Below are 18605 nucleotides of genomic sequence, written 5' to 3'. Positions count from 1 at the left end.
GGAAGTGGGGATTTTCTCTGCTTCCCTTTTTATTTAGGAATAATTCCTATTTTTGCCAATAATAATTATACACTAACATTATGAATTTTTTGTATACTTTCACCATACCGTTTCCAGATTTCGGTCTCCTTACCTGATTGAAATATATAAAAAGACTGAAACCTCAGTCATTCAGGTTTCAGTCTTCTACATTTATGACAAATCCTCGCATACAGCTCCAAGGCCATTCAGACCAGTGTCCTGATATCCGTATATTCTCTGCCGAAGCTGTCCGCAACATTCCTGCATGTCAGCTTTCCTCCGTAAGTGTTGACTGCTGAGTAGATCACATCATTTTCCCGGCAGGCATCCTCCAGCCCTTTGTCCGCGATCTGAAGCCCGTACTTCAACGTCGCGTTCGTCAGGGCGATCGTCGATGTCCTCGGCACAGCTCCCGGCATATTGCCCACGCAGTAGTGCACGACCCCGTCCACCGTATATACCGGATCGTCATGGTATGTCGCTTTTGTCGTCTCACAGCATCCGCCCTGGTCCACGGCGACGTCTACGATCACGCTTCCCGGCTTCATATTTTTGAGATATTCTTTTTTCATAAGCTTTGGCGCTGATTTCCCGGGGATGAGCACTGCCCCGACCACCAGGTCCGCGTCAGATACTTCTTTTTCGATGGCAGCGTCCGTGCTGTACAGCGTCTGGATCCGTGCCCCGAAGATGTCGTCCAGATAAGCAAGCCGCTCCAGGTTCACGTCCAGTATTGTCACGTCCGCTCCCATGCCGACTGCTGTCCTGCACGCGTTTGTCCCTACGCCCCCCGCTCCCAGGATCACGACTTTTGCCTTCGGAGTGCCCGGCACTCCCGAGAGCAGGACTCCCCTTCCGCCGAAGGGTTTCTCCAGATATTTTGCCCCTTCCTGGATACTGAGCCGCCCTGCGATCTGGCTCATCGGCGCGAGCAGCGGGATCGACCCGTTCTTCTCGATCAGCGTCTCGTAAGCCACGCTCTTCACTCCCGCGTCAAGGAGCGCGTCCGTGAGCTTCTCGTCTGCCGCGAGATGGAAATATGTGTACAAAACAAGCCCTTCCCTGAAATATCCATATTCTTCCGGGAGAGGTTCTTTGACTTTGATGACCATATCAGACTTTTCCCACACTTCCCCCGGGTCTGCGCACAGCAGCGCGCCCGCTGCGCTGTACTCGCTGTCCTCAAAACCGGATCCTTCCCCGGCCCCGGCCTCAATATATACCGTATGCCCGGCATTCACATAACTTTTCACATTGTCCGGAGTCATCCCGACACGGTACTCCTGCTTTTTGATCTCTTTTACACATCCTACTTTCATGCTGCGTTCCCTCCTGCTGCGCTCCATGTCGTGCCGTAGCCGCCACGTCGCGCTGTTTTCTGATAGTTTATCCCCATTCTAATCGAATTCCTTCAAAAAAGCAATTCATTGCTTTTTGAATATGCAAATGTTATACTGGCAGTACATATCGCAGCGTTTCTGCTGCATGGACCAGTATATCATCTACTATCTTTTTCAGGAGGTTTTTATGACGATCAGAGAAATGAAGGAAGCCCTTGACGCAAAATTCCTGTACGGGGAAGAACTGGCGGATCTTGACGCCCAGTTCGTCTTTTCCGCTGACATGATGAGCGATGTGCTCGCATACTGCGGCAAATGTTCCGTGCTCATCACCGGGCTGTGCAATCCCCAGGTCGTGCGCACTGCCGAGATGCTGGACATTGTGTGCATCATCTTTGTCCGGGGGAAACTGCCGGACGAAAACATGCTCGCCCTCGCCCGGGGGAAAAGCATCGCTGTGCTCGCCACTGACCACTATATGTTTACCACATGCGGCATATTATACGAGCATGGGCTCCGGGGAGGTGCTTAAATGAGCGAACAGCTTACATTTACCTACACCATCGACGGCGACGATTTCACCCGGGCCGGGGAAGCCAGCAGTTCCGTAAAAAATAAGCTCAAAATGCTGGGAGTCAGCAGCGACGCCATCCGCAAAGTCGCCATCGCAATGTACGAAGGGGAGATCAATATGGTGATCCACGCGGAAGGCGGGACGATCAGCGTATCCGTCTCCGACGATGCGGTGACCATGGTGCTGGCGGACCGGGGACCGGGGATCCCTGACATTGACAAAGCCATGCAGGAGGGGTATTCCACCGCGCGCGAAGACGTCCGTTCCCTGGGGTTCGGAGCCGGCATGGGCCTGCCGAACATGAAGCGGTTTACGGATGAAATGCAGATCGACACTGTGATCGGGGAAGGCACAACGATCACCATGAAGGTATACCTCTGAGCCTGACAGATAAGAAGGGAGGCATGTCCTTTGGATAAGAATAAATTCATGCGCTCGGTCCGGCTGAAGGAATCCGCCTGCCAGGGCTGCATCAACTGCATCAAGCACTGCCCGACCCAGGCGATCCGCGTACATAACGGGAAGGCGCATATCATCGACAAATTCTGTATCGACTGCGGCAGATGCATCCAGTCCTGCCCGCACCACGCGAAGATCGCGGTCTATGACCCGCTGTCCGTGATCAATAATTTCAAATACACGGTTGCGCTGCCCGCTCCGTCCCTGTATGCGCAGTACAATAACCTGACCAATGTGGATATCGTGCTCAACGCTCTCCTCAGGCTGGGCTTTGATGACGTGTATGAGGTCAGCGCCGCTGCGGAACTGGTATCCGAGGCATCGCGGGAATATATCAAAGAGCACAGGGATGAAGCTCCGTTCATCAGTTCAGCCTGTCCCTCAGTGATCCGGCTGATCCGTGTGAAATTCCCGTCCCTGATCTCCCGTCTCCTGCCGATCAAAGCGCCTGTGGAAGTCGCTGCCGAGATCGCAAGGGCCAGGGCAATGGAGAAGACCGGGCTGAAACCGGAGGAGATCGGGATCATCTTTATCTCCCCCTGCCCGTCCAAAGTCTCTTATGCGAAATCTCCCTTAGGGATCGAGAAGAGCAGCATTGACAATGTGGTGGCGATCAAAGATATCTATCCTCTGCTCCTGCCCCACATGCGGCATGACGAGAGCCAGCTCTCCCATCTGTCCCACTCCGGCAGGATCGGCATCGGCTGGAGCAGCGCAGGCGGAGAATCTGCCGGGCTCTTCTCGGACAACTACCTGGCAGCGGACGGCATCGTCAACATCCTCCGCGTCCTGGAAGAACTGGAGGACGAGAAGCTGCACGGGCTCATCTTTGTGGAGCTGAACGCCTGCGACGGCGGCTGCGTGGGAGGCACGCTCACTGTGGAAAACGCCTACATCGCCGCCACCAAGACAAAACGGCTCGTCAAGTATCAGCCGGTATCCAAAAACCACCTGGCAGACAACCCGGAACTGAAGAATGTCTACTGGGCGGACGATGTGGAGTACGAACCTGTATTCCGCCTTGGCAGCACATTTAAGGAGAGCCTGAAGATGATGAACGATGTGGAAAGCCTGACCGCCAGGTTCCCGGGACTTGACTGCGGATCCTGCGGGGCGCCCACCTGCCAGACGCTGGCAGAGGATATCGTGCGCGGCGACGCCACTCCGAATGACTGCATCTATGTACTCAGGGCAAATATCGCAGACCTGTCCCGTAAGATCGAAGATCTGACCGTAAACAGAAAAGGGAAGGACAGCCTGACAGAAGAGGAGTCGCAGCTTCTCGACTCCTATATACGGACACTGACCGCGGATCTCGCCTCCTTCGGCGTGCCGTCCCGGTCCGGAAAGGGGGACACAGAGTAATATGAAACTGAAAGACATTTTCGCAGTCCCGGAATGCCGGGTCCTGGCAGAAGGAGACCCGCAGCGGGAGATCTCCCGCATCTTCTGCTGTGACCTTTTGAGCATTGCCATGGGGAAGGCGCCTGCGGACGGGGTCTGGGTGACTGTAATGGGGAACAGGAATACCCTGGCCGTAGCATCTCTTACGGATACTGCCTGTATCGTACTCGCTGAGGGGGTCTCTCTCGATGAAGGGACGCTTGCCAAGGCAGGGGACGAAGGGATCGCTGTGGTTGCCACAGAGCTGCCTGCCTTTGACATCGCGCTTGAGATCTATCAGGCGGGGCTGGAATGATCCCTCTGTATTATGATCTCCACATCCATTCCTGCCTTTCCCCATGCGGGGATGATGATATGACTCCGGCAAACCTTGTAGGCATGGCTGCCGTAAAGGGGCTGGATGTGATCGCGCTGACAGACCATAATTCCTGCGCCAACTGCCCTGCCGCCATGTATCACGGCGAAAACTACGGGGTCACCGTGATCCCGGGCATGGAGCTGACCACAGAGGAAGAGGTCCATGTGATCTGCCTGTTTGCCCGCCTTGAGGACGCGCTCGCTTTTGACCGGCTTGTCTATGAGCGCCTTATGCCCGTGCCCAACCGGGAGGAAATCTTCGGGAAGCAGCAGGTCATGAACGAAAAGGACGAGGTCACCGGCACAAAAGAGTATCTCCTCATCAATGCGGCTTCCATCTCCTTTGACGAAGTCTTCCCACTGGTCCGGTCTTACGGCGGTATCGCTTATCCGGCGCATGTGGACAAGAGCTCCACGAGCCTGCTCTCGAACCTGGGCTCCGTCCCGCCGGAGAGCACGTTTGCCTGCGCGGAATTCCATGATTTTAAGAACCTGCACCGGATCCGCAGGGAGCACCCGTATTTTGAAGGATGCAATGTGATCTGCTGCTCGGATGCGCATTATCTGGAGGATATCCACGAGCCGGAATATCAGATCTACGCCAGGTCGAGGGGAGCTGCGGATGTGCTGGATGCGTTGGAGAACAGGATGAGTGATGCGGACGGACCGGCCAGCGTAAGCGGCGGCATGAAGTAAGCCCGCCGCAGCGGCATAGTCCAGACGCCGGGCCTTCTTCAAAGCGGCATAAAAACTGCAGCAAAACAGACATCTTCTGCCTGCTTTGCTGCATTCTTATTTTTGTTCAAGCTCTTTTATCTCTTTAGCTTTCTGCTCATCCGCCTCGGCTTTTTCTGCGTCTCCGAGTTTGCGGTATGTTTTGGCTCTGTTTTGATAATATAAGGCTTCTCCCGGATTAATTTGGATCGCCTGAGTATAATCTGCTATTGCTTTCTCGTAGTCTCCCATCGAATCGTATGTATTGCCACGGTTATTGTATGCATATTCATATTTCGGGTCCAATTCCAACGCTTTACTATAATCAGCCAACGCTTCTTCATATTTGCCCACAGCCTGATATGCATTTCCCCGGTTATAATAGCCAATTACATACTCAGGATCCAACCCTATCGCTTTATCATAATCTGACACCGCTTTCTCATATTCGCCCAGTGCCTGATATGTATTTCCTCTTCCGTTATATACATATACAGATTCTGGATCCAGCTCCAGCGCTCTATCATAATCTGACACCGCTTTCTCATATTCGCCCAGTGCCTTATATGCATTCCCTCTTCCGTTATATGCATTTACATGTTCCGGATCCAGCTCCAACGCTTTGGCATATGCTTCCAGCGCCTTTTCGTATTCTCCCATTCTCTGATGCGCATTCCCGCATCCAAGGTACGCGCCTGCCTGGCTGCTGTTGATCCCAGCTGCCCTTTTATAAGCTTCCAGCGCTTTCTCATATTCCTTATTATTAAAACATGCATTTCCCTCTCTGATATAATCCCACTCAGTCAGGCTTGTGTTTTTCTTTCTCTCCTCCCTGTCCTTCTCCTCATTTTTCGAGAATTCTTTCACCTCTGATTTCAGTTCTTTACTGTCTGCTTTTGCCTCGCTCAGTTTCTGATACTGTTCATTATAACGGCTGATCCTTTCCTCCGTACGCTTTCTCAGATAAGTTTCCGTGGCATTTGTGCTGATCTTTGAGAAGAACATCTTCCCACCCATTGTCAGCATGATATGGTCAAATCCGTCTGTCCTGACAAAAAAGCCTTCATTTTTCTTTCTGATCAGGTCCCTTATCCTTTCATCCGGAAGACCGTATCTGTTTACATAACACCAGTATATCTTTGGGATCAGATTCTGTTCCCGGAGCAGGAACTCCATAAAGCTCCGATCCCCGCCGCCGTATCCGATCACAACAGGGATATACCTGTAGAAAATCTGTCTTAAAATATCTTCCCAGTCCCCGCTTAATCCTGTCGTGTCCGCCGGGTTATTAAAGGGTTTGAAAAAAAGCCCTCTGTGCAGCTTCGCTATGATCGGTCTGCGGATACTCTGATCCCGGATGAACCCCGCCTCAAATTCATGATTAATGATCAGCGGTTTTTTCCCGGTGTATAAAAACAGCGCATCCTCTGCCAGACTGTCAAAGTTTGTAGTGATCACCAGGTTATTATTGTATTCATCTGTCAAAAGCTGTGCCAGCGTGTGATAGCCGAAGCTTGGTTCCGCTGATTCCATTATATTTTCCAGATATCTGTCCCCGTTCAGTTCATCCCCGTAGAACCGAAGCTTATAAATATCAAAATAATACTCACTGGGGAGTGTATTGCGCCCCGCTTTCCGCGCCTTCTTCCACTCTTCGACGACTTCATTAAAATCATACTGCAGCTCATCCGAAAGATTTTCCGCACATTCCAATGTCTCTCCACGGTCTTTTGCCGGTGTCTCCCGGTCACTCTCCTCTCCCATCAGGCAGTTCATCCATCTGTACTCCAGTGTGCCGCCCATGGGGATCCCTGATTCCACAGAAGCGCCTGACCCCAGGATGAAGCAGTATCTCTGACCGTTGATACATCCCTCTTTATAGATTTCCGTAAATTTCCCTGCGGATAAGATCCGCTTTCTGGGGAATTCTTTCTCTTTTGTCTCTGCCATTTTCTATTACCCCTTGGCTGTCGTTGTCGTATATGCAGAAGTATAGCACGTCTGTCCTCTGAGGGCAATATGCTCTAAACTTTCCGGCCGTATGTCCTGTGCCACTACTCGTACCACCCACGCTCTCCCAGCGTCTCCTCGATCTTACGCCTCAGCTCTTTTGTTCTCCCCGGATCTTCTCCCCCGGAGCTGATCCCGATGACCGCATCCTCTGTCATCACCACAGACGGGAAATAAAAATCGCAGAGTTCCCGGTTATCCGATACGTTGACCGGGATCCCTTTTTCCCGGCAGTCGCCCCAGATCTGCCGGTTCACCTCCCGGCTGTCCGTGGCAGCCAGCACAAACGATACCCCCTCAAGATCTCCCGTCTCATATGCTCTGTGCACAGCGCAGATCTGCCCGCTCCTCTCCATCTCTGCAAGTTCAGGACAGAGTTCAGGCGCAGCCACGCGGACCTGCGCCCCGAACCGAAGCATAGTCCTCACCCTGCGAAGCGCGATCCTGCCGCCCCCTGCCACCAGGACGGACTTGTCTGTCATATCGATAAACATGGGAAAATACGGTCTCTCCATCTCTGCCGCCTCCTCTCTTCTCCTGCCCCTTTGCTTCATCTGTTACATCATATACAAGAGGGCATTGCAGATGCATGCTGCGATATTGCTCCCGCCTTTTCTTCCTCTTGCCACAATATAAGGCGTATCCTTAAGATCCAGGATCATCTCCTTGGACTGCACAACATTGACAAACCCCACGGGCACGCCGATGATCAGCTCCGGGGCGAGCCTTCCTTCCCTGATCAGCTCATAAAGGCGGATGAGGGCCGTCGGTGCATTGCCGATGGCGAAGATCAGGCCCGGAGTTTCATCTCCCGGAGCTTCCTGGTACAATCCCGCAGCCTTCTCCATGCTGGCGGCTGCCCGCGTAGTCCCATTTTCCCGCGCTGCCTCCGCCACATCCTCATCCGACATAAAGCAGTACACCTGACCGCCGTACTGCGCCAGTTTCTTTTTATTGATGCCAGCCTTTGCCATCTGGGTGTCCGTGACAATGGACGCGCCTCTTCTGAGCGCTCCCAAAGCCTTTTCTACTACCTTCTCGGAAAAGACCAGGTTCTCGGCATAGTCGAAATCCGCGCTTGTGTGGATACAGCGCTTTACGATAGGCTCTGTGCCCGGGACGAATACCCTTTCCCCGAGTTCTTCTGTTATGATCTCAAAGCTCCTCTTCTCGATCTGGGCGGGGAGCACCTGTTCAAGTTCTGTGTTCATTTTATCCTCCTTCCGATGCCGCACACGACCCGGTCCACCCGCTCCGCCTGCTCTGCCAGTGCGTTCATGACCCTGCCCGTGCTCTCCCGGTATTCCCTCTCAAAAGCATCCACCGGCACAAGCCCGCATCCGATCTCATCACAGATCAGGATCAGGTCTCTGTTTTCCTCCAGCATAAGGGATGCCAGTTCTTCCCAGCTTTTCCCCTGCTCAAGCCACCGTTTTACAAACTCGTGGAAACCGTATACCGCCCGGCATGTGCGGATCTCATCCAGGGCGCATCTGCCACCGTCTGTCCATTCCACACCGGGATACAGCTTCTCTGCAAAAGCGCGCTTCCCCTGGAACGCCCCTCCTGTTATGATCCTCATGCCGCCATCACCTTCCTTTTCCTCTTCTGTCTCCCTGCCGGTTTCCGGCTTTACCGTACAGGGGATGCCGCAGACCACCTCAGTCACCCGGTCCGCCGCTTCCGCCAGAGCGCAGTTGATCCTGCCCAGTGTTTCCTTATAGATCCTCATCTCAGGGGAATCCTCCGCGGACTCGCTGAATACATCGTTGGTCACCACGACCAGATTCCTGCACCTGTCCCTCAGGCAAAGGATCCCGCGGATGACTGCGTCAGCCGTGTTTTTCCCGGCTCCGCCTTCCATATACATCTCATTGGCAGTCAGGTTGGAAAGACACTCCACGAGGATATCCGCGCCTTCCATACCGGGGCAGTCTGCACGCTCCAACCTCTCTTCAAAGTCTGTGTACCATTCCAGCGTACAGAATCCTTTTCCGGCACGCATGGCGCGGTGCTTTGCAATCTTTTTCTCCGTCTCTTTATCCCATGACGGCATTGTTGCGATATAATACCTCTGTCCGTCCTGCTGCGTGCCGGTTTCGTTCCCCTGCCCTCTGTCCGGGAAAGAGGCCGGGCCGCACAGTGCCTCTTCCGCGTAGGCGGACTTCCCGCTTCCGCTCCCCCCTGTGACAAGCTCCATCATAGCTGCCCACATCCTTCCTGTAATGTCAAGCCTTCTTTATACTCTTTCTATGCTTCTCTTTCTATGCTCATCCAATATCCGCATAACGATATTCCAAAGCCCCGCTCGCCGGGATCTGCCGAAGCCCTGTGATCTCCGGGTTGACCAGGTTGACGCTCTTCATGGCATACAGGGGGATAATGTAAAACTGCTCACCCACTGCCCTCTGCTCCGCCTGGTGCAGCAGGACGGACCGCGCCGCCGGATCCTGCTCGCTGCCGGATGCCTCCACGATCGCGTCATACTCCTCATCATGGATCCCGCTGCAATTGTAGGTGCTGTTGGACAGCAGCATGGACAGGTAGGTATACGGGTCGGCAAAGTCAGCGGTCCAGTTCATCCTGCACAGATCGAAATCCCCCGCATGACGGCTGCTGTAATTTGCCTGCAGCTCCTGCGCCTTCAGCTCAATGTCTATATTCAGATTCTTTTTGAGCTGCTCCCTGATGACTTGGGCTGTGTCTGAGTCCATTTCCAGTGTCGGGTAACTGTATGTGATCTCCGGGAACCCTTCCCCGTCCGGATATCCCGCCTCGGCAAGGAGCTCCCGCGCCCGCTCTGCATTTTCCCCAAAAGGCTGCTCCGCCTCATCCACGAAGCGCATGCCCGTGTTTTTATCAATCATATATTTTGCCACCAGGTTATAGGTAGGTTCTGTGTCCTCTCCCAGGATCCGGCACAGTTCTTCCCGGTCGATCGCAAGGTTGAACGCCTCCCTTACCCTGACATCGTCAAAAGGCTCCACATCCAGGTTAAAATAAATATACCGCGTGGCGATCTGTTCTGTCACCAGGAGATCGTCCCTGCCCTCATAGAGCTCCATCACCGATGAGGGGAGCGATACCGCCACATCCACCTCTCCGGTCTCATAGGCGGCTGCCATTGCCTGGGTATCGTCAAAAAACCGGTAAATGATCCGGTCCAGACGGACTGCGTCTTGATTCCAGTAGGACTCATTTTTCTCCAGCACGAAATACTGATCCGGTACATATTCCGCAAGCATGAACGGACCGTTCGCCAGGCTTGTCTCCGGGTCCTTGTCCCACCCGCTGTCCACAGAATCCGCATACTTCGCGCAGGACGGCGTGTATACGGGCAGACGCAGCAGGTCCAGGAAATAGACGCATGGCTCTTCCAGCCGGAATACAAGGGTGTGGTCATCCGGCGTATCCACGCCCAGGGTATCCATGGACGCTTCCTGATCATAGATCTCTTCCGCATTTTCAATGGGGAAGAGATAGACCGCATACCCGCTCCCTGACGCCGGGTCCAGGGCCCGGCGGATCGTGTTCAGGAAATCTTCCGCTGTCACCGGGGTGCCGTCGGACCAGAGAGCGTCTTCCCTGAGATGGAAGGTCCAGACCGTGGAATCTTCATTCACCTCATAAGATTCCGCCGCCCGGTACTCGATCTCTCCGTTTTCGTCATATGTGAGCAGCTCGTCCAGAGCAGTCACAGAGTACGACAGATAAGTCAGGGCAATGGAACCTGCCGGATCCAGGGTCCCGGTCTCACTGTTCACTGCCACTGTGATCTCTTTTTCCCCTGACGCTCCATTCCCGGTGTCCGCGCCTTTTTCCTCTCCCGCGCACCCGGACAGGGATGCCGCCGAAAATACGGCAGCTGCCAGGGCGGCTGCCAGCCATCTTCCTGTCAAATGTCCTCTTTTCATGTGTTTCTCTCCTTTGCCTGTCTGCTGTAACTCAGATCTGTGATGTCATTGTATAGCCTTCCGCCCGTTTCCCAGTATGCTTCTCTGAATACAGGAAACATGCAGTCTCCCTGCTGCCGAAACGGTATGGTCCCGGCGTCTCTTCAAAACAGCATTTCATGGCATACCCGCAGGACGCTGCGAAAGGGCAGCCCTTCCCGCTGTCTGTCCCCTGCGTCCCCTCTTCCGCAAAGACAGGGCGGACTTTGCCCGCTTTCAGAGGGTCCGGCGGAAGGACGGAGTTTAAGAGCATCTTTGTATAAGGATGCCAGGGATCCGAACAGACATCCTTTGTCTCCCCGCTCTCTGCCAGCCGCCCCTGGCAGAGGACGCTGATCCTGCTGCTGACCTGACGGATCAGGGCCAGGTCATGGGAGATGAACAGGCATGCGATCTTCTTTTCCTTCTGGATGGACAGGAGCAGGTCAAGGACCTGTTTCCTTGTGGAAGCATCCAGCGCGGAAAACGCCTCATCACAGATCAGAAGCTCCGGCTCCGGGATCAGTGCTCTGGCGATCCCGATCCGCTGCCGCTCTCCCCCGGAAAACTCGTCCGGGTACCGGTCTGCATCCTCCGGGGAAAGCCCTGCCATACAGAGCATTTCCTCCACTCTCCTTCGCCTCTCTGCGGGCGTCAATCTGTCTTGCCCGCCCTGCGCCCGCAGAGCCTCGCTAAGAGCCTGCCCCACTGTCAGGCAGGGATTGAGGGAACCATATGCATCCTGGAACACCATCTGGATCTTTCCGTTCCATGCACTCTTTCCGTTCCATGCCCGCTTCCCTTTCCCTGCATCCAGACATTCTCCTCTGTACAGGATCTTCCCGTCATCCGGCGCCAGGAGCCCGGTCAGGAGCCTTGCCAGAGTTGTCTTCCCGCTGCCGCTCTCCCCGGCAAGGGCATAGACCTCCCCGGCCCGGATCTCCATAGAGACGTCCCGGATCCCCTCGTCTGTGCCGAACACCTTTGTCACGTGCTCCAGGCGGAGAAGAGGCGGCTGCGGTTTCCCCCGCAAATGAGCCTCCTGCGGATGGGTTGGAATAGGCTTATGCCCTTTCGTGTCCCTTAAGAGCTTTTTCGTATATTCATGGACCGGGGCATAGAAGATTTCTTCCGCGGATCCCGCCTCAATGATCCGTCCCGTCTTCATCACATACACCCTGCTGCAAAGCGCCGCGATGACTCCCATGTCATGGCTGACCACAAGGAGAGAGGTGCCCGTATCCTCCACGATCCGCTTCAGGAGATGGAGGATCTGGACCTGGACCGCCGCGTCCAGGGCGGTAGTCGGCTCATCTGCGATGATCACCCGGGGCTCGCAGGCAAGGGCAATGGCGATGGCCACTCTCTGGCGCATCCCTCCGGATAGTTCAAACGGATACTGCCCCATCCGAAGCTTCGGTGAGCGGATCCCTGCCATATCCAGCAGCTCTTCCGCCCGCTCCTTTGCCTCCCGCCTTGTGCATTTTCTGTGGATCCGGACCGTCTCTGTGATCTGCCGTCCGATCTTTACCGCAGGGTTCAGGCAGTTCAGGGAATCCTGGAGGATCATGGCGATATCACGGCCGGGTTGCACCGGTCTTTCGCAGACCGTGATCCCATCTGAGGAAACCTCCGCGCTGTCCCCGAGGAGTCCCATCACTGCAAGCATTGCCGTGCTCTTCCCCGAGCCGGACTCCCCCACGATGCCGACGGTCTCACCCTCGCCCACAGAAAAGCTGATCCCGTCCAGCGCCTGTCTGCTCTCCTGGCCCGTATGATATTGTACGCTTAAGTTCCTGACTTCTAAAATGCTCATCTGCCTTTTCCTCTCCTGAGCTGTCCCTCGGCCGCCGTGCCCACCGCATTGAATGCAAGCAGCATCACGCACAGCACGATAAGAGGGCATACCATCTGATACGGATACACGAGCATCTGGCTGCGCGCCTCCTGGATGATCGTCCCCAGACTGGCGGCCGGCGGCTCCAGTCCCAGCCCCAGAAAACTTAGAAATGCTTCCGTAAAGATGGCATGGGGGATCATAAATACCAGGTTTACCAGGATCGGTCCCGCCGCGTTCGGCAGCAGATGCCGCCACAGGATCCGGCTCCGGGAGATGCCTTCCATGCGTGCCGCCGCCGCGAAATCCGTCTCTTTCAGTCTCTGGATCTCGCCCCGGACGATCCGCGCCATATCGATCCAGCCTGCCACACACAGCCCGAGGATGATGCTCCCTGCCCCGGCTCCCGCCACGAGTGTGATCAGGATCACATACAGCATGGAAGGGATGGAAGCGATAATATCCGCGGCGCGCATCATGACCATATCTGTACGTCTGCCCGCGTATCCTGCCGCCGCCCCGAAGGCCACGCCCACACAGCCGTTGATCAGCGCGCTGGCAGTTCCGATCAGCAGGCTGATGCCTGCCCCGTACCAGACTCTGGAGAAAATATCCCTCCCGAACTTATCCGTCCCGAACAGATGGGCCAGGGACACTGCCTGGTTCCGGATCTCCGCATTCTGCTCCGAATAAGACCAGGGCCAGAAGAGGGGCACAAGGACGGCGAGCAGGATCCAGATACCGAGGATCACACAGCCTGCAAGCGCCTGCCGGTTCCCTCTGACCAGACGCGCTGTCTCTTTTCTTATATTCACGGATCCCGCCTCCTTTCCGCAGTCCATCTCTCTGTAGGTCCAATTCCGTTTTCCCGCTGTTTTCTTACATTTTTCTGATGCTTCTCATGTTTCTCGTGTTTTCTTCATTTCCCGCTGTATGACCGCCGCAGCTTCGGATCCAGCCATGCGCACACAAGGTCCGTCGCAAGATTCACCAGGATCACCACTGTGCCCATAAAAACCGTCAGTCCCAGGATCAGCGTGTAATCCCGGTTTGTGACCGAGCTTACGAACTCCCGCCCCAGCCCCGGGATGGTAAAGATACTCTCCACCACAAAGCTCCCGGTAAGGAGGAATGCCGACGCCGGGCCCACATAATTCAGCACCGGGACCCATGCGTTTTTCAAGGCATGGGTAAACATGATCCTGCCTCTCCCCAGCCCTTTCGCCCGGGCGAACAGCACATACTGCCTGTCCATCTCCGCCGCAAGGGCATTTCCGGTCAGGCGGGAAATGACCGCCATGGGATAGAGCATCAGTGCGGCCACCGGGAGCACATAGTGCGCCGGACTAAGGAGCCCCGCCGAGGGGAACCACTTAAGTTTCACGCTGAATACGAGGAGAAGAAGAATGGCAGCGGCGAAATTGGGGATCCCCGCAAGGAGCATCCCGCCCGCCGCAATGCCTTCCCGGACTGCTTTTTTCTTTGACACTGCCCGGAGGATCCCAAGCCCCGTACCCAGGATCACTGCCGTCAGCAGTGCCGTGATCCCCAGCGATGCGGTGACCGGCCAGGTCCTGCCGATGATCTCAGCTACCGATGTGTCCGGCTCCTGGTAAGAAATGCCCAGGTCTCCCCGTGCCAGATTCCCCATATACGCCGCATACTGGTCGAACAGAGGCTCATTGAGGCCGTACTCTTCTTCCACTGCCTCTACCACCTGGGAGGACACGCTCCCGCTCTGGAACGGGCTTCCCGGTATCAGGCGGACCAGGAAAAAGGTCACAGTGGCAAGGACGAACAGGGAGACCAGCCCTGCCGCCAGACGTTTGAAAGTATATGCGAGCATCTCCCCATCCTCCTTTCCTGTCAAACAACTGCTCTCTTACTGTCCGCTGTCCTTTCCGAACAGCTCCACGATCTTCCCGACCATCGCGTCCATGGACGCCTGGTCTGACACCTGGATCTGCATTCCGTATTTCGCTGCCTCCGCCGCGGTCTGCTCCCCGATACAGACTGCCCGGATCCCGGTATAGTCCGCGCATTCCACGGCTCCGGTGAACCCTCTGACCGTGGACGCGCTCGTAAATGTCACGGCGTCGATCCGGCCCTGCTCCAGCAGTTCCCGGATCCGGTCTTTCAGGAGAGGATGCGTCTCATACAGGGTACGGTACAGCGGGATGTCATCCACGTCAAGCCCTGCCTTAAGAAGAGGCGGCAGGAGTTCCTCCGAGCCTTTCTCCGCCCGCGCCACAGTGATGCGGCTTCCCTCTGCCGCTGTCTCCGCCAGAGCTTCTCCCAGAGCCGCCGCGCTGTACACCCGGGGCACAAGATCCGGGATCAGCCCTCGTTTCCCCAGGGCAGCGGCAGTCCCGGAGCCGATGGCAGCGATGCGCACTTCTGCGCCGCGGACAAGGAGGCTCCGCAGATCCATCCCCAGTTCCATAAGCTGGTCAAAAAAGAGGTCCGCCCCTGCAGGACTTGTAAAGACCAGCCACTCCTGATCCGCATGGGTCCCGAATGTTTCCAGCGCCTCTCTGAGCCTGCGGTTCGGACAGATGGGTTCTGTGCGGATAGCTGGCATCTCGATGACCTGCGCCCCCAGATCCCGCAGACGCTCTGCAAGAGAAGAACTGCTCTGTCTGGGCCTTGTAACAAGGAACTGCCTTCCGCCCAGCACACGGTCCTCCGCCCAGTGCATCTGAGAGGACAGGGCGCACACCTTGCCCACTACGATGATGGCAGGCGTTTTGATGCCGGCGCGGTCAGAAGCTTCCTTCAGCGTGCCCACGGTCGCGGTAACCCTTCTCTGCCCGGCGCAGGTCCCGTTTTCCAGCACAGCGGCAGGCGTATCCGGATCCATCCCCGCTTCTGTCAGCCCATTCAGGAGAAATTCCATGGCGGAAAGCCCCATCAGGAAGACCAGTGTGCCCTTCAGCCGGACCAGGGCAGGGAAGTCGAGATCCACTCTGCCCCCTTTCCGCGCGTGCCCGGTGATCACATGGAAGGAAGAGGCATAGTCCCGGTGGGTCACCGGGATTCCCGCATAGGCCGGGACCGCTGCCGCGCTCGTCACTCCGGGCACGATCTCAAAGGGGATCCCCGCCCGGATAAGCAGCTCCAGCTCTTCCCCGCCTCTTCCGAACACAAAGGGATCTCCCCCTTTCAGCCGGAGGACCTGCTTTCCCTTTTCCGCTTCCCGGACAAGGATCCGGTTGATCTCCTCCTGGGGGACCGGGTGATCCCCCGCATGCTTGCCCACATAGATCACTTCTTTTTTCTCCGGGATGCGGCTTAACGTCTCCGCGCTGATCAGGGCGTCATACACGATCACATCCGCCTTCTCGATCAGGCGCGCGGCTTTCAGCGTCAGAAGGGACGCATCCCCCGGGCCCGCCCCGGCGAGCCATACCTTCCCTTTTCTTTCTTTCTCCGTATGTTCCATCTCCAACATCCTCTCCCCGCTGTCTAAATAAGGCGCATCAGTTCCTTCGCCAGCTTCTCGCCGGCATGTGCCGCATGGCCAGTGTCCGCACACAGCGATCCTTTTATATACTGTCCGGTCTTCTCATCATAATACAGCCCGGACAGTTTCAGTTCATTCCCTTCCACTCTGGCATGGGCCGCGCACGGGGACGTGCATCCCCCGTCCACTGCCCGGATAAACTGCCGCTCCGCCAGAGCTGCTGCACGGCTCTCGGGACAGTCCAGGCGCTCCATCCACTCATACGCCTCTCCCCGCCTTCCCTGGACGGCAAGGATGCCCTGCCCTGCGGCGGGGATCATCTCCTCCACAGAGAAATACCTGCGGATCTCCTTCTCCATTCCCAGCCGCTTCAATCCTGCCGCAGCCAGGAGCGTTCCATCGTATCCTTCACTCTCCAGTTTTTTCATCCGGGTCTGGACATTTCCCCGGATCCCCCGGAAGGTGCATCCCGGATACAGCGCTTCCATCTGGAGACTGCGCCTGCGGCTGGAGGTGCCGATGACCGGGGTCTCCGGGAGATCGTCAAGTCCTTTCCGCAGAAGGAGCGCATCCCTCGGATCCTCTCTCCTGCTGTATGCCAGGAGGGGAAGTTCCTCTCTCTCCTCCATTGGCATATCCTTCAGGCTGTGCACAGCAAGATCGATCTTCCCTTCCAGGAGCGCACGGTCAAGCTCTTTGACAAACAAACCTTTGCCGCCGATCTTTGCCAGACTTTTGTCCAGGATCTTATCCCCTGTTGTCTTCATGGTGATGATCTCTGCCCTGACCGCCGGGTCTTCCCTCTCGATCAGTTCTTTTATGATCTCTGCCTGCTTTACTGCAAGAGCGCTCTCTCTGCTCCCGATCCGTATTACAGTATACATGGCGCATCATTTCCTTTCTCTATGATCCGATAGACTGCATCCATATCCACGTTCTGGCGGATGATGTCCGCAAGCCTGTCATACTGTTCCTCTTTGTATGACTTCCAGTCCCTTGCCCGGATCTCTGACGGGCCGCAGCCTTTTTTTTTGAGCAGCGCCGACAGGAAGCCCCCTGCTGCCTCGGGAGCGTCAAAGATCCCGTGGACATAGCATCCGTACACATTTCCGCGGCAGGCGCCGTCCGGGTGCGCCCTGCCTGTGCTGCCCTCCACGGGAACGCCGTCTACGGGAATGCCATCTCCGGGAATGAGGTCTCCGGGGATGCCGCTTTGTACGGTCTCCTCTGAGATCGATGCAAGCGCTCTGCCGCCCTCTGCAAGAGTGCTTTTCCCCATATGGATCTCATACCCGGCAAAAGGCGCCCCGGACAATTCTTTGAGCGCGCCTTCCAGGACAAGGAAATTTCCTTCCACCCTTGTCCTTCTCTTCTCCTGTTGGAATACGGTGCGCACAGGGAGAAGCCCCATGCCTGCCACTGTGCCCCTCTGCTCCGTACCGTCCGGGTCTGAGATCTCCTGTCCCAGCATCTGGTAGCCCCCGCAGATGCCGAACACCACCCCGCCCCGGTCCGCGAACTGGAGGACCTTCGCCTCCATACCGTTCTGGCGCATCCAGAGCAGGTCCCGGATCGTATTCTTGCTGCCCGGGATAAGCACAGCGTCCGGGCTTCCGAACTGGTCAGGGGATGTGATATACCGGACAGATACCTCTTCCAGCGACTCCAGCGGCGCGAAATCCGTAAAATTGGAGATCCTCGGCAGACGGACCACTGCGATGTCCACGAGCCCGGCATTTTTCTTCCTCCGGAACCGTTCGGTCAGGCTGTCCTCCTCATCGATATCCAGATAGAAATACGGCACCACGCCCAGCACCGGGATCCCGGTCCTCTCTTCCAGCATGGACAGCCCGGGCTTTAAGATGGAGACATCCCCCCGGAACTTATTGATAATGGTTCCCTTTATACGCCGCCGCTCCTCCTCTTCCAGGAGCATGACCGTCCCTGTGATCTGGGCGAACACCCCGCCCCGGTCGATATCTCCCGCGAGGAGCACCGGCGCGTCCGCCATCTCTGCCATGCCCATGTTCACGATATCATCCTGCTTCAGATTGATCTCCGCCGGGCTGCCTGCGCCTTCGATGACGATCACATCATACCGGGAGGCGAGTCTTGCGTAGGCTTCCATGACTGCCGGGACAAACTCCTTTTTGCGGCGGTAATATTCTACAGCGGACATCACGCCCTCCGGCCGTCCGTTTACGATCACCTGAGAACCCGTGTCATTGGTAGGCTTGAGCAGGATAGGATTCATGCATACATCCGGCTCGATCCCCGCTGCTTCCGCCTGCATGACCTGCGCCCGCCCCATCTCCAGCCCGTCCCGGGTGATATAAGAATTCAGGGCCATATTCTGGGACTTAAAAGGAGCCGCCTTCACGCCGTCCTGCCGGAGCACACGGCACAGTCCGCCTGCAAGGACGCTCTTCCCCACATTCGACATGGTTCCCTGTATCATGATCGGTCTTGCCATTCTATAACCTCCGTTCACTGC

Annotated in this window: 17 protein-coding genes; 5 read left to right on the top strand and 12 right to left on the bottom strand. The window is 56.2% G+C overall.

The features are described from left to right. Positions 1–227: 227 nt before the first annotated feature. Positions 228–1340 (bottom strand): alanine dehydrogenase, encoded by a 1113-nt coding sequence (ald, locus tag B5G27_RS14340; protein WP_087179524.1) that lies wholly within the window; start codon positions 1338–1340, stop codon positions 228–230. A gap of 208 nt (positions 1341–1548) precedes the next feature. Between ald and B5G27_RS14335 the strand changes: the two genes are divergently transcribed. The 5 genes from B5G27_RS14335 to B5G27_RS14315 are packed head-to-tail and all read left to right on the top strand — an operon-like array spanning position 1549 to position 4851. After that, entirely contained in the window at positions 1549–1893 is a 345-nt protein-coding gene (locus B5G27_RS14335; RefSeq protein ID WP_087179523.1) for a DRTGG domain-containing protein, read from the top strand. Continuing rightward, positions 1894–2316: an ATP-binding protein gene (locus tag B5G27_RS14330; protein ID WP_087179522.1), complete on the top strand. Its 423-nt coding sequence runs from the start codon at positions 1894–1896 to the stop codon at positions 2314–2316. 48 nt (positions 2317–2364) lie between these two features. Next, the gene (locus B5G27_RS14325; RefSeq protein WP_087179540.1) at positions 2365–3759 is read left to right on the top strand and encodes a [Fe-Fe] hydrogenase large subunit C-terminal domain-containing protein; all 1395 of its coding nucleotides are present in this window, start codon (positions 2365–2367) and stop codon (positions 3757–3759) included. Between the two features lies 1 nt (position 3760). Continuing rightward, entirely contained in the window at positions 3761–4093 is a 333-nt protein-coding gene (locus B5G27_RS14320) for a hypothetical protein (RefSeq protein WP_087179521.1), read from the top strand. After that, positions 4090–4851, top strand: a complete 762-nt coding sequence (locus tag B5G27_RS14315) for a PHP domain-containing protein (protein ID WP_087179520.1) — start codon at positions 4090–4092, stop codon at positions 4849–4851. The genes B5G27_RS14320 and B5G27_RS14315 overlap by 4 nt, the downstream gene beginning before the upstream one ends. 96 nt (positions 4852–4947) lie before the next feature. On the opposite strand, the gene B5G27_RS14310 is transcribed toward B5G27_RS14315, so the two are convergent. The 11 genes from B5G27_RS14310 to B5G27_RS14260 form a co-directional block, all read right to left on the bottom strand. Beyond that, positions 4948–6819 (bottom strand): tetratricopeptide repeat protein, encoded by a 1872-nt coding sequence (locus tag B5G27_RS14310; protein ID WP_087179519.1) that lies wholly within the window; start codon positions 6817–6819, stop codon positions 4948–4950. 104 nt (positions 6820–6923) lie between these two features. Next, a complete protein-coding gene (locus B5G27_RS14305) occupies positions 6924–7394 on the bottom strand; it encodes a precorrin-2 dehydrogenase/sirohydrochlorin ferrochelatase family protein (RefSeq protein WP_242958330.1) in 471 nt (156 codons plus the stop codon). Positions 7395–7436: 42 nt separating this feature from the next. Next, positions 7437–8090 carry a precorrin-8X methylmutase gene (locus B5G27_RS14300; RefSeq protein WP_087179517.1) on the bottom strand — a complete coding sequence of 218 codons (654 nt, stop codon included), beginning with the start codon at positions 8088–8090 and terminating at the stop codon, positions 7437–7439. Continuing rightward, positions 8087–9082, bottom strand: coding sequence for a bifunctional adenosylcobinamide kinase/adenosylcobinamide-phosphate guanylyltransferase (locus tag B5G27_RS14295; protein WP_087179516.1), 996 nt, complete (start codon positions 9080–9082; stop codon positions 8087–8089). The genes B5G27_RS14300 and B5G27_RS14295 overlap by 4 nt, the downstream gene beginning before the upstream one ends. A 67-nt stretch (positions 9083–9149) precedes the next feature. After that, positions 9150–10793, bottom strand: a complete 1644-nt coding sequence (locus tag B5G27_RS14290) for a peptide ABC transporter substrate-binding protein (protein ID WP_087179515.1) — start codon at positions 10791–10793, stop codon at positions 9150–9152. Between the two features lie 31 nt (positions 10794–10824). Beyond that, entirely contained in the window at positions 10825–12627 is a 1803-nt protein-coding gene (locus B5G27_RS14285) for an ABC transporter ATP-binding protein (RefSeq protein WP_087179514.1), read from the bottom strand. Further along, the gene (locus B5G27_RS14280) at positions 12624–13463 is read right to left on the bottom strand and encodes an ABC transporter permease (protein ID WP_242958329.1); all 840 of its coding nucleotides are present in this window, start codon (positions 13461–13463) and stop codon (positions 12624–12626) included. Before B5G27_RS14280 ends, B5G27_RS14285 begins: the two co-directional genes overlap by 4 nt. Positions 13464–13567: 104 nt before the next feature. Then, on the bottom strand, positions 13568–14494 hold the full coding sequence (locus tag B5G27_RS14275; RefSeq protein ID WP_087179538.1) for an ABC transporter permease: 927 nt from the start codon (positions 14492–14494) through the stop codon (positions 13568–13570). Between the two features lie 36 nt (positions 14495–14530). Then, positions 14531–16090: a uroporphyrinogen-III C-methyltransferase gene (cobA, locus tag B5G27_RS14270; RefSeq protein WP_087179513.1), complete on the bottom strand. Its 1560-nt coding sequence runs from the start codon at positions 16088–16090 to the stop codon at positions 14531–14533. A 23-nt stretch (positions 16091–16113) separates the two neighbouring features. After that, positions 16114–16995, bottom strand: coding sequence for a hydroxymethylbilane synthase (gene hemC, locus B5G27_RS14265; protein WP_087179512.1), 882 nt, complete (start codon positions 16993–16995; stop codon positions 16114–16116). Next, positions 16983–18584, bottom strand: a complete 1602-nt coding sequence (locus B5G27_RS14260; RefSeq protein ID WP_087179511.1) for a cobyric acid synthase — start codon at positions 18582–18584, stop codon at positions 16983–16985. Before B5G27_RS14260 ends, hemC begins: the two co-directional genes overlap by 13 nt. Positions 18585–18605 lie beyond the last annotated feature (21 nt).

This window comes from Lachnoclostridium sp. An76 (assembly GCF_002161355.1).
GTDB classification, from domain to species: domain Bacteria; phylum Bacillota; class Clostridia; order Lachnospirales; family Lachnospiraceae; genus Mediterraneibacter; species Mediterraneibacter caccavium.
This window is presented reverse-complemented; position numbering and strand designations above follow the sequence as displayed.